The organism is Streptosporangium subroseum, assembly GCF_900188345.1.
Lineage (GTDB): Bacteria > Actinomycetota > Actinomycetes > Streptosporangiales > Streptosporangiaceae > Streptosporangium > Streptosporangium subroseum.
Genome location: NZ_FZOD01000063.1, coordinates 44859 through 57423 on the forward strand (window position 1 = coordinate 44859; position 12565 = coordinate 57423).

At 68.8% G+C, this 12565-nt stretch carries 9 protein-coding genes; 2 read left to right on the forward strand and 7 right to left on the reverse strand.

The genetic code is table 11. The annotated features are described in order from the left end of the window. Positions 1–8: 8 nt before the first annotated feature. From CHC08_RS38425 to CHC08_RS38450, 6 genes are all read right to left on the reverse strand, one after another. Positions 9–2165 (reverse strand): alpha-galactosidase, encoded by a 2157-nt coding sequence (locus CHC08_RS38425; RefSeq protein ID WP_089212308.1) that lies wholly within the window; start codon positions 2163–2165, stop codon positions 9–11. Positions 2166–2190: 25 nt separating this feature from the next. Continuing rightward, complete coding sequence (locus CHC08_RS38430) at positions 2191–3054, reverse strand: carbohydrate ABC transporter permease (protein WP_089212309.1); 864 nt, start codon at positions 3052–3054, stop codon at positions 2191–2193. Then, on the reverse strand, positions 3047–3967 hold the full coding sequence (locus CHC08_RS38435; RefSeq protein ID WP_245878825.1) for a carbohydrate ABC transporter permease: 921 nt from the start codon (positions 3965–3967) through the stop codon (positions 3047–3049). The genes CHC08_RS38430 and CHC08_RS38435 overlap by 8 nt, the downstream gene beginning before the upstream one ends. Positions 3968–3972: 5 nt before the next feature. Continuing rightward, the gene (locus CHC08_RS38440; protein ID WP_089212311.1) at positions 3973–5232 is read right to left on the reverse strand and encodes an ABC transporter substrate-binding protein; all 1260 of its coding nucleotides are present in this window, start codon (positions 5230–5232) and stop codon (positions 3973–3975) included. Positions 5233–5283: 51 nt separating this feature from the next. Continuing rightward, positions 5284–7803, reverse strand: a complete 2520-nt coding sequence (locus CHC08_RS38445) for a glycoside hydrolase family 97 catalytic domain-containing protein (RefSeq protein ID WP_179282457.1) — start codon at positions 7801–7803, stop codon at positions 5284–5286. A 170-nt stretch (positions 7804–7973) separates the two neighbouring features. Then, complete coding sequence (locus CHC08_RS38450; RefSeq protein ID WP_089212313.1) at positions 7974–10595, reverse strand: glycoside hydrolase family 97 N-terminal domain-containing protein; 2622 nt, start codon at positions 10593–10595, stop codon at positions 7974–7976. Between the two features lie 203 nt (positions 10596–10798). On the opposite strand from CHC08_RS38450, the gene CHC08_RS38455 reads away from it, so the two are divergent. Next, on the forward strand, positions 10799–11857 hold the full coding sequence (locus CHC08_RS38455) for an aldo/keto reductase (protein ID WP_089212314.1): 1059 nt from the start codon (positions 10799–10801) through the stop codon (positions 11855–11857). A gap of 206 nt (positions 11858–12063) precedes the next feature. Continuing rightward, positions 12064–12300, forward strand: coding sequence for a hypothetical protein (locus CHC08_RS48805; RefSeq protein ID WP_143653517.1), 237 nt, complete (start codon positions 12064–12066; stop codon positions 12298–12300). Between the two features lie 75 nt (positions 12301–12375). Here CHC08_RS48805 and CHC08_RS50040 read toward each other — a convergent pair whose 3' ends face one another. Then, positions 12376–12537, reverse strand: a complete 162-nt coding sequence (locus tag CHC08_RS50040; protein ID WP_179282458.1) for a hypothetical protein — start codon at positions 12535–12537, stop codon at positions 12376–12378. Positions 12538–12565 lie beyond the last annotated feature (28 nt).

A 12565-nucleotide genomic window follows, 5' to 3' on the forward strand; every position in this document is an offset into this window, starting at 1 on the left:
CGCCCGCGTCACGGCGCCTTCGTCGAGCTCACGACGCGCAGCAGCACCGACCGGTCGACGTCCAGCGACGGCGCCTCGACGCCGACGAGCCGCAGCACACGCCCGGGAAGGGTCACGCCGTCGCGCTGCCACGGCGGGAGCACCGTACCGGCCGCGGGCGCGGACCCGGGGTGGACGGCGTGGACGGTGTAGTCGCGCGCGTCGTCGAGACCGGGCAACCGGATGCGCCCCGGCGGCCACGTCGACGGGCGCTCGACGACGCTGAACGCGTAGAGCGCCTCACCGCGATCGCCCGCCACGACGCCCTCAAGACGGAGTGCCGCGTCGGCGAGGTCCGCGTGAACGACCTCTCCCGAGTGCAGCAGCTCCCGGTGCTCCTTGTGGAACGCGATCCACCGCGCGAGCGCCGCGAGGGTCTCGTCGTCGGCGGTGAGCAGGTTCACCTCGACGCCCAGGTGTCCCCACAGCGCCTTCTCCGCGCGATAGTCGAGCGGATGCGTCCGGTGGGTGGTGTGCGACTCCTCGGCCCCGATGTGCGTTCCCTGCATCTCCGGGGGAACCAGCAACCCCGTCCAGCGTTGGATCTCAAGCCGCTCGTGCGGGTCGTTGCAGTCGCTCGGCCAGACCCGGTCGGTGAACTCGAGGACGCCGAGGTCGATACGTCCCCCGCCGCTGGCGCACGACTCGATCTCCAGCCCCGGGTGGGCGGCCTTGAGCTCCGCCATCAGCCGGTAGACCTGCTCGACCTGCGTGCGCACGCCCGGCCGGCCGCTGGGCGTGTGGCCGGCGTCGAGCAGATACCGGTTGTGGTCCCACTTGATGTAGTCGATGCCGAGCGATCCGACGAGGGCGCTCATCCGGTCGAACAGATGGGCGTACGCGCCGGGGTGACCGAGGTCGAGCACATGCTGGTGGCGGGAGGCGAGGCCGGGACCGTGCCCCGCGTCGAAGATCCATTCTGGGTGCTCGCGAGCCAGGTCCGAGTCGAGGTTGACCATCTCCGGCTCGAACCAGAGCCCGAAGTCCATGCCGAGCTCGCGCACCCGGGCGACGAGCGGTTCGAGGCCCTCGGGCCAGATCGCCGCGTCGACCGTCCAGTCGCCGAGCGAGCTGGTGTCGTCGCGGCGGCCGAGGAACCATCCGTCGTCGAGCACGAACCGCTCGGCGCCGGCCTCCGCTCCGCGTTCGGCGAGCGCGCTCAGGGTGTCGAGGTCGTGGTCGAAGTAGACCGCTTCCCAGGTGTTCAGCACCACGGGCCGGGGCGAGCGAGGATGCTCCGGCCTCGACCGCAGGTGCCGGTGGAATCGCGCGGCGAGGTCGTCCAGCCCGATTCCCCACGATCCGTACTGCCACGGGCTCCGGTGCGAATCGCCCTGCCCGAGCACCACTTCGGCCGGAAGCAGCACCTCTCCCGCCGCGAGGTGCCTCGTGCCCGCGGGTGTCCGCTCGGCGGCGAGCACCTGGTTGCCGCTCCACGCGAGATGGGTCGCCCACACCGCGCCGTGCCGGAACCCGAAGCCTGCCTCACCGGCGACCAGCAGCAGGGTGTGCTCGAGTCCCGGCTTGCCTCCCCGCGAGGCCCGGACCCACTCCCCCACGTGGAACGGACGTCGCTGCGGCACCCGTTCGAGCGCCCAGCGACCGGTCAGGTCGAGGATCTCCGACGCGTCCGACGGCACCGGGAGCGCCAGTTCGAGGGAGTCGACGCGGTACGGCGTCGCCGCGTCGTTCCTGATCCGGACTCGCTGGCGCACGAGCCCGCTCGCGGCGAGCACCTGGATCTCGAGGTCGACGGAGAGGCCGTACTCCGGGTCGTGTGCCGTGCTGCGCAGCACGGGCCCGTCTGTCTCGTCTTCGGCGCGGTACGTCGCGTCCCGGAACTTCGGGGCCCAGCGTCGGCCGTCGTCGTCGCCGACGAGACCCGGGCGCCCGAGCCAGCCCTCCGCCGGTTGCGGGAGCACCGGGACGGGCTGGGGGTAGGTGACCGCGCTGTCGCCGATCGCGGGAAGCGCGGCCTTCTGCACGTACGCCAGGGCGTCGTCCCCGACCTCTCCGAGATCCGGCCCCCAGTGCAGGATGCGCGGCAGCCTGCCCCCGTCGACGGCGACGACGAGGCTGGTGCCCCCCGCGCGCAGGTGGATCGGTATGTGCCGGTCGTCGTTCACTGTCCGTCGTTCCCCATCGTTTCCGTCATCCCTTGAGTCCACTGCTCGCGATGCCCGCGAAGAACTGCCGCTGCAGAACCAGGAAGACGACCACGAGAGGTATCGAGCATACGAACGCGCCCGCCATGAGGGTCGGGTAGTCCGTACCGAACTGTCCCTGCAGTCCCGCGAGGCCCACCGGCAGCGGCCGGTTCTCCCCGGAGGGGGAGACGATGAGGGGCCAGAGCAGGTCGTTCCACGAGTAGAGACCCGTCAGCACGGCGAGTGCGGCCAGCATCGGCCGGGCCATCGGCAGCATCACGTACCAGAACACCTGGAAGGTGTTGGCGCCGTCGAGCCGGGCCGCCTCCTCGTAGTCCTTCGGCATCGTGAGAAACGCCTGGCGCATCAGGAAGGTCCCGAACGCGGAGAAGAGGCCGGGAATGGCGAGCGCCGGGAGGGTGTCCAGCAGTCCCAGGTCGCGGACGAGCTCGTACTGGCCGATCAGGAAGAGCTGGCTCGGGACCATCAGCATGACGATGAACAGGCCGAACAGCACGTTGCGGCCGCGGAAGGGGATGCGTGCGAACGCGTATCCGGCGAGCGCGGCGACCACGATCTGGCCGACGACCCGCAGGGCGAGCGAACCGGTGGAGACCGCGAACATCGACCAGAACGGCACCGTCGAGAAGAACGTCTCGAACGAGTGCAGGCTGAGATCCCCCGGCAGGATCGTCGGCGGGACCCTGGTCACCTCGGCGGTCGTCTTGAACAGGGTGAGGATCTGCCAGACGAACGGCACCACCATGAAAACGGACGCGCCGATGAGGATCACATGGATCGGCCAGGTGGTGGTCGGCTTCCCGCGCCACCGGGGACCCGGCGTGCGGCGGACGATGGACTCAGCCATAGAAGACCCAAGATCTCTGCAGACGGAACTGGAGGGCCGTCGCGATCATGATCACAATGAGGAGCACGATCGCGATCGCGGCGCCGTAGCCCTGGTGGAACTGGACGAACGCCTTCTCGTAGAACAGGTACACGATCGTCTTGGAGTCGGCGAGGGCCGTGTTGTTCACCCCGCGCAGCATGATGAAGATCAGGTCGAACATCTGCAGGGCGGCGATCACATTGAGGATCGTGACGAAGAAGATGCTCGGGCTGAGCAGCGGCACGGTGATGTGGAAGAACTGCCGGACGCGGCCGGCGCCGTCGAGGGCGGACGCCTCGTAGAGGGCCTTCGGGATGGCCTGCAACCCGGCGCCGAGGATGATCAGGTTGATGCCGAGGCCCATCCAGATGCCGACGACGCCGAACGCGAAGATCGTGAACCGGGGGTCGGCCACCCAGAACTGCCCGTCGACGCCGAACCACGACAGCACGTAGTTGAGCAGCCCGAAGTCTCCGTTGTAGATGAACCGCCAGACCATGCCGATGGCCACGGGCAGGGTGACGACCGGCAGGAAGAAGAGCACGCGGTAGATCGAGCGTCCCCGGCCGACCTGCTCGATCAGCGCGGCGAGCGCGATGGCGAGGGGGATGCCGAGCAGGATGATCGCGGTGTAGAGCGCGGAGTTCCCGAACGCCTTCCAGAAGTCACCGTCGCCGATGAGCGTCGTGTAGTTCTCGATCCCCACGAAGGTCGCGGGCCCGAACGCCGGGACGTCCTGGAAGCTCTTGATCAGGGTCGACAGGAACGGCCACAGGTAGAGGACCACCAGGCCGATCGTCGCGGGAGCGATGAACGCCAGCGCCCACCACCCGCTGGGCGTGCTGGCGCCTGTGCGGCGGCCGGTCGGCCGCCGCACGAACTTCGTTGCCACGTTTGTCATTTCTTGGCGAGCACCTGGTCGACGGCGTCCTGATATTCCTTCGCCGCGTCCTGCACGGGCTTCTTACCGTCCCACGCGGGAGCCAGGTACTGCGCGGCGAGCCCCTGCCACTCGGACGCGTTCCCCGCGACCGGGAGCGGGACGCTGTAGTCGATGGCGTCGATGAACACCTGCAGGTGGAACTCGGGCATCGCGTCGAGCCACGGCTTCTGGGTTCCCTTGTAGGCGGGGAGCACCGTTCCGGTGGCCGCCTGGATCTCGGCGGCCTTCGTGCCGCCGAGGAAGGCGAGGAACTTCTTGAGCTCCTCCGGATGCTTGCTGCCGGCGTATCCGGCGTTGCCGATGCCGCTGGTGACGGTGGCGCGCTTGACGCCCTGCGGCAGGGGCGCGACGTCGACCTTGTCCTTCAGCTCGGGATTCTTGTAGAGCCGCAGGGCCCAGTACGCGCCGGAGAAGTACATGGCGACCTTCTGGTTCTCGAACATCGAGACCGCCTCGGTGTCCGACAGCTGCTTCAGGGTCGGTGACGAGCCGGCCGCCTGGAGGTCGGTCCAGAACTTCAGGCCGGCGACTCCCGCCGGGCTCGCGAAGTCGGAGGCGGTGCCGTCCGGGTTGATGATGGAGCCGCCGGCCTGCAGGATCGTGTTGTAGAAGCCGCCCTGCGAGTCGATCGGCGCCGCGATGCCCCAGACGCCCTTCGCGGGGTCGGTCAGCTTCTTGGCCGCGTCCTGCACGTCCTGCCAGCCCCACGTGTCATCCGGGTACTTGACGCCCGCGGCGTCGAAGAGCGCCTTGTTGTACCAGATGCCGTTGGTGTCGAAGTCCTTCGGCAGCGCGAAGGACTTGCCCTCATAGGTGTAGGAGTCGGAGACGGCCTTGGGGTAGACACTCATGTCGATCTTGTTGGACTTCACCGTGTCGGACAGGTCGAGAAGCTGACCGCCCTTCGCGTACTCGCGGAAGTGGTCGGCGAGCATCCAGAACGCGTCCGGCGCGGTGCCGCCGGCGGCGCCGACCTGGAGCGTCGACCAGTATTCGGTCCACGGCAGCGTCTGGACCTTGATGGTGATGTTCGGGTTCGCCTTCTCGAACTCGGTGGCGATCTGCTGCATCGCGGGAGTCTGGTCCTCACTCCAGTTCGCGTAGGTGAGGGTGACCTTCTCGTCCGACGCGCCACTGGATGATCCGCCCGAGCAGGCGGTGAGGAGCGTTGCCGCCGCGACCATCGCCGTGGCGGCGATCCAATTGCGTTTCATGGTGTTCCTCTGATCGTGTTGTGTGCCGGTCGTCCATGACCGGCACGGGTGTTACCGGTTGGGGGATGCGACGTGAACGGCGGTGTCGACCCAGTCGACGTGCACGCCGATGTCGTCCGGAGCCACGGTTTCGCTGCGCAGGCACAGGGTCTGGGTACCTGAGATGTCCAGGCTGAAGGTCGTGACGGGCTTCCCCGCCTCGACGACGGCGGTGAAAAGCTCGTGGTCGTCCGCGAGGACGCTCACCCTGGCGCTGCCGGTCGACTCGTCGTCGACCCCGACCGCGCCGGTGAACGTCTCCGCGCGCCCGCCGAGGTGGAAGCGCGCCTCCGAGTACGGCGCCGTGCCGAGGCCGCGTTCGAATCCCGTGCCCGCGACGCGCATGGGCCGGCCGTCGCCGGGGTTGCCCGCCCCGTTCGACTGGTCACGCTCGACGGGCCCGTCGTCGTTGACAAACGCGATCATCGGCAGGTCCGGCAGCTCGTACGTGCCGGGGGTCATGGGGCGCACGACGCGCGCGTGCGAGACCACGGGGACCACGCCGTCGCCGTCCCGCTCGACCGTCACGACCCCGAGCCGGCCGGGTCGCAGCGAGCGATCGGGACGGACGGCCCAGCCCGTCTCGCCGACGCGCTCGGCGGACCAGCCCGCCGGGAGGCGCAGCCGGGCGTCGGCGTCGGTCGTCACGGACGCGGTCCCGTCCGCTCCGATCTCGGTGACGGCCGGGTGCACGACCGGTGCGGGAAGGCGCGGCCGGGGCGCGGCCCGGAACAGGTCCGCGTCCGCCGGCGCCACGATGGCGACAAAGCCGCCGTCCCGGGCGACCGCGACGTCGATCGCGTCCGTGGCGGTCGTGGTCGTCTCCGCGAGTCCGGTCGCCGGCACCTCGCCGGACGTCGGCGACGCGTCGCCGACGATCCACACCCGGGCGTCCGGCCCCGTCCCGAGCTCGCCGAACGGCACGCGGATCGTGCGCGCGTCCCCGGTGGCGATGCCGCCCACGAACCAGCGGTCGCCCGCCCGGCGGGCGATGACGGCGTGGCTGTCGGGGTCGCCCGCCAGCAGCGTCGTCTCCTCCCAGACCGGGGCCAGCTCCGCGAGGAACCGGGCCGCGAGCGGGCGTGAGGCATAGGCGTCGACGTGGTCGGCGAAGTGGGTGATCCCGCATTCGAACGCGACCGAGAGTCCGAGCTCGTGGCCGTCGCTGGTCGTACGGTTCGCGGCGCCGAACGCGACCGGCGTGGCGTCCATCGCGCCGACGATGTTGCGGGTGAACGGCTGGATGACGTTGTGGGACGCCGTGAGGGCCTGGTTCTCGAAGAACACGTAGTACTCGGCGCCGCGGATCGCCTCGTACCCGATCACCTGGGGGAACGTGCGCGCCCAGCCGCGCGGGATGACCGAACCGTGGAAGTTCACCATGAGGCCGAGCCGGGCGGTTTCCATGAGGACCGTGTCGTACCAGCGGTAACGGTCCTTCGACTCCGACTCCATGAAGTCGACCTTGATGCCGGCGACGCCCCAGGAGCGCCACAGTGCCAGCTTCCGCAGGTCCTCCGGGCTGTTGAGGTCGCGCCAGATGGTCCAGAGATGAACCTGGACTCCCCGGCGGCTCGCATAGGCGACGATCTCCGGCACCCAGGTCTCCTCCCATCCGCAGTCGATGAGCAGGTGCTCCCAGCCGAGGTCGGCGGCGACGTCCACGAAGTGCTTCTGCCGCTCCAGCTGCGCGCCCGAGTAGAAGTCGGACCACCACGACCAGGCGGCGCGACCCGGCCGGACCCAGGTCGCGTCCTCCAGGTCGGGCGAGACGGCCGGCGCCAGCTCGTCGACGAGCAGCGAGGACACGAGCTGGGGCAGCGTTCCGACGAGGATGACGCGCCACGGCGTGACGACGCCGCGGGCGACCTCGACGCTGTCGTCGGCGAGGGCGAACCGCAGCGTCCGGCGGCCGTCCGCGTCCGGCTCGCTCGCCTCGGCGTGCGCGCCGGTGAAGCGCCCGTCGATCCCCGATTCGGTGATCAGGATGTGTGTCGTCGCGTCGAGGCGGGTGAGGAACGGGAATCCGTACGCGCCGCTCGCCAGCTCGGCGGTGTCCGCCCCGAAGCGGGGCGTCTCGTACCAGGTCTGGTAGTCGAGCACCCAGCTCCTCGACCCGGCGGGAAGCGTGACGGCGGTACGGTCCCCGGTGACACGGGCGGTTCCGTCGAGGGTGGGCATCGCGTAGCGGATCCCGACGCCGTCACGCGCGACCCGCAGAACGGCCTGCCACTCAACGCCGTCGGCCTCGCGGAAGGTGTGCACGCTTTCGTGGTGCTCGTAGTCGTGTTCTCCGGCGGATTTGCCGGAACGGAGGCTCATCCGGTCGCGAATCATGCGATCCGAGACGTGTACGAGTTCCGCGTTGATGCCGAGCTCTCTGCCGTCGATCACGAACCCGAGCGGAATCCGGTCCAGGACGATCTCGTCGTTCCAGGCGACGGTCAGCTGCACGCCCGTGTCCGCGTTCCGGACCTGAGCGCTCACCGCACCTGTGCTCGTCGCGGGGCGGGGGCGTACCTCGTCGCTCAACACGTTCTCCATCGGAAGCCTTCGGATTGTTCAAGTGGCGATAAACCGCCGTTCAACGGTGACGCTATAGGTCGCGTCCCCCTTGGTCACATGGGCCTTCATAGTTGAGGGATGGACGATCCGACGATTCGGGACCGGGTGGCGTCCGCAGAGGCCACCCGGCCCCGGACTCACATCACGACGTCCAGCGAGTCAACCGTCACCGCCGCCCCGGACGCGTCCTTGATCAGGATGGTGTTGGCGCCGGAGCCCAGGGGGAGCCCGACGGTCGCGGTGGCGAGGGCGTCGCCGCCGCCGGTCCCGTGGAGCGCGACCGTGACCGGGGTTCCCCCGTTGACCGTCACCTTGATCGACGCGGCCGCGGCCGACGCGTAGTGGATCCGCACCGTCTTGTTGCCACTCGACGCGGCCTGGAACGGCACCGACAGCGAGCCGGCCGCGAGACCGGACACCCCGGTGCCACCCGTGCATTGCGAGCACGCGTCCAGGGCGGCACCGCCCGCCCGGGTGTTCGCCGCCGCCTCGGCCTCGACCGTACGCGCGATCGTCAGCGCGTCGATGTCCGGCGAGAAGGCGCTCGCGTTCAGGAATGTGACGGTGTTCGCGCCGGCGTTGAGCGGCACGTCGAGCGACCGCTTGCCCACGTGCTCCCATCCACCGGAGTCCTTGACGTTCTCCGTCGATACGGCGGCGCCGTTCACCCTGACCTGCACCGACCGCGGGTCGCCGGAAGTGTAGGTGAAGGTCAGCCTGTGCGTGCCCGCGGTCGCGGCCATCACATTGTTGAACTGTACGGAGCCGCCGGATCCGATGTTTCCGACCTTCTGCCCGCCCGAACATCCCTTGCACGCCTGCACACCGGCACCGCCGCCGCGCGTGTTGGAGGCGCTCTCCGCCTCGTACCGCGCGTCACCGGATCCGATCATCGCCAGAGGCTTCTTGGAGATGTGCACGGAGACCCCGCCTGCGGCGATCATCGGCAGCGAGAGCGTGGTCGCGCTCGTGACGGCCTGCGTCGAGACGGTGATCCTCCCCGCGCCGTTGTCCGAGAAGATCGTCGCCGTGTGGGTACCGGAGCCGAGGAACGACAGGGGAACCGTGGCGGTCCTGGCCGGTGACGTCATCGCGCCGACGAACCAGTCGTCGCCCGACCGGCGTGCGACCGTGATGTGGTCTCCGGGGAAGCCTTCGACGACCTTCGTCTCGTCCCACGTCGTCGGCAGCGCGCGCATCAGCCAGCGGCCGTCCCACTGCTCGTAGGCCGCGGCCGAATCCGCGTAGTTGACCATCGCGGAGGTGAACACGACCGCCTGCGCGAGCGTGTGACCCTGCGTGAGGATCGACGCGTTCTCCGAGATCATCGTGGGTGTGTAGTCCATTCCGCCGAGCATGTTGCGGATGAACGGATAGGTCACGTCCTGGCGGGCGGTGGTGGGGGGCGGGTACAGGTAGTGCTCGGTGCCGGCCACGGCCTCCGAGGTCACCAGCCACGGCCAGCTGCGATTCTCACCACCCGGCTTGGTGCTGCCGTGGAAGTTGAGCATCATCTGGTGGTTCGCCGCCGCCTGGCCGATCGACTGGTACCAGCCCATCGACTCCTTCGAGTCGCTGAGGAAGAAGTCCACCTTGAGGCCGTCGATGCCGTAGCTCTTGTGCTCGGCCATCAGGGCCTCCGCGGCGGCCGGGTCGGCGAAGGGTTCGGCGTTGACCCAGGCGAACATGCCCACCCCGCGCTGCCTGGCATAGGCCGCGATCACCGGCAGGTCGGTCGACCGGTTGTAGCAGCAGTCCATGGTCACGTACTCGAAGCCCATGGACTCGGCGAAGTCGACGTACTCCCTCTGCTTGTCGAGGTCGCTCGCACTGTCCTCGTCCGCGTACCACGACCACGCGGCGCGCCCCGGGCGGACCCACGAGGAGTCCGCCGTCGCCGGCGGGTTCAGGTTCTGCACCAGGTCCGAGTTGTAGAGCGTGTCGAGGTCGCCCGCGATGATCGCCGCGCGCCAGGGCGTCTCGAACGGGTACGTCGTCGAGATCGGGAACGCCTGGTCCGGCGTCCGCTTCAGGTTCAGCAGCCCGTCACCCGCACCGCTGCCCTTCAGCAGCGACGGGACGTAGGAGGCGTTCGCGTTCACCACCTGCGCCTCGGTGATGACCGTGAAGTAGTCGTTGTCGTCGATCGACGCCAGCAGCGGCATCGTGAGCTCCGTACCGGAGTTCAGCTGGGACGCGTTCCTGTACGTGTAGTCCTGCTCGTAGTTCGCGTTCCACGGAGCCGCCCATCCACCGGTCGTCGTCGGCAGGCGGAATCCACCGGTCTCGTCCGTGATCGACACCGACCCGCTTCCCGGCAACCGGTACCGGTAGGCGATGCCGTCGTCGTAGGCGCGGACCACCAGTTCGAGCGTCCGCCCGCTCTTGGAGTACCGCAGGGTCAGCTCGTTCGCATGATCGCGGTACGACGGCTTCGTTCCCGCCGGCAGCGAATAGGCGGTGTCGATCGCCGTACGCGTCTCGCTGACGTAGCTGAGCCCGGACCGCAGATCGACCGCCGAGGTGGCGATGCCCAGGGGAGAGCTCCCGAAGATCGACGTGGCTCCCGCCGTCACCGCGAACGTCAGCGCGCCTCCCGTCTGCTCGGTGACGGAGAAGGAGATCTGCCCGTTCGGGGAGCTCACGCTGTGCGTTGTGAGGGCGAGCGCGGGGGTCGCCGCGAGGAGGGAGAGGAGCATCCCCAGTGCGGCGACGGCGGCTAACAGGCGCGGACGTCGTCGCCCGGTTCTTCGCGACATTTCGCCTCCATTTTACTGGGTGGACCGGTCCTAACTAGACATATCCACTCGGGTGAGGCAAAACTATGGGCCCAGCTGAACGTGGTCGGAATGGTGGAATCTGTGGATTGGCTGGACATTCCGACTAATTCAGCCGCGGGCTCTGGGAGGAATCCGGCGCCCCCGGGACTGCGGGCGTACATCACAGCGATTACGGTCGAGGTATGGACTATCGCAGCCTTGGACGTACCGGTATGCAAGTCAGCCCGCTGTGCCTGGGAGCCATGATGTTCGGCGCCTGGGGCGAACCGGACCACGACACCTCGATCAAGATCATCCACCGGGCACTGGATGCCGGAATCAACTTCATCGACACCGCTGACGTGTACTCGCAGGGCGAATCGGAGACGATCGTCGGCAAGGCACTGGCGAACGGCCGTCGCGACGAGGTCATCCTGGCGACGAAATTCCACGGGCAGATGGGCGTGGCCCCGGGCCAGACCGGCGGCGGCGATCCGAACAAACGCGGTAACTCGCGGCGCTGGATCATCCAGGAAGTGGAGAACAGCCTGCGCCGTCTCAACACGGACTGGATCGACCTCTACCAGGTGCACCGGCCGGACCGGGACACCGCGATCGACGAGACCCTTTCGGCACTGACAGACCTGCAGCGCCAGGGCAAGATCCGCGCGTTCGGTTCCTCGACCTTCCCCGCCCACGAGGTCGTCGAGGCGCAGTGGACCGCGCGGGATCGCGGGCTCAGTCCGTTTGTCACCGAGCAGCCGCCGTACTCGATCCTGGTCCGCGCGATCGAGGCGGACCTGCTGCCGGTGACCCAGCGCTACGACATGGGCGTCCTGCCGTGGAGTCCGTTGGCCGGCGGCTGGCTGACGGGCCGCTACCGCAAGGGGCAGCAGATACCGGCCTCGCGTCGTGCCGAGCGCATGCCGGCCCGCTACGACCTGTCCGATCCGGACAACCAGCGGAAGCTGGAAGCCGCTGACGCACTGGCGGTGGTGGCCGAGAACGCCGGTATGTCCCTGGTCCACATGGCAGTGGCCTTTGTGCTGCAGCACCCCGCGGTGACCGCGCCGATCATCGGACCGCGCACGATGGAACAGCTGGAATCACAACTCGGCGCCGTCGACGTCACCCTCACCACCGATGTACTGGACGAGATCGACAAAATCGTCCCGCCCGGCGTCACCCTCGCACGCGCGGACCGAGGCTACGTGCCGCCGGCACTCCAGGACCCCTTCCTGCGCAGGCGCCGTACGAGCTGACGCCTGGCCCCGGGGGCGGCACCGACCGGCAGAAGCGTCAGCCGAATCGCTGATTGCTTCTGCCGGGTCGTCTTTGGGGCGTTCCGTCCCGGAAGCGTCGCCGGTGGTTCTGGAGGCGTCGCTGGGCTAGGTCACTGAGGGTTGGGTCACTGGGCCAGGTCACTGAGGTTTGCGTCACTGGGCCAGGCCGCAGCGATTCAGAAGGAGTGGCCGTAGTAGTTGCCCCAGTCGAAGTCGCGGTTGTTGCCCTCGCCGATGTGGGTGCGGAAGCCGTCGAAGCCGCCGCGGGCGCTGATGTTGAACTTCCACTCGCCGTGACCGCCGGTGGAGAAGCGGCGGGTGTGCCAGCCGCTGTTGTCGTGGTAGCTGAAGTCGACGTAGGTGTTCTGGCGGTCACGGTCGTGGTCGCGGGCCTCGATGTCGAAGTAGTAGCGACCGCCTGAGTAGTACCAGTAACCCCGGTACTCCGAACGCTCCCCGCGCGACTCACCCCGACCGAAGTCGGAGGAGCCGGAGAACTAGTGCTTGGTGTACTGCGCCTGAGAAACCGAAGCCGAACTCGCCGTGGAAGCGGCAGAGGCGGTGGTGGCGGTGGCGGCCTGGGCGGGGGCGGCGGCGATGCCGGCCGCGAGTGCTCCGGCCAGGGCGGTGCCGACCAGGACGCTGCGAAGCTTGCTCATGAGGGGACTTCCTTTGGGGTGAGGACGC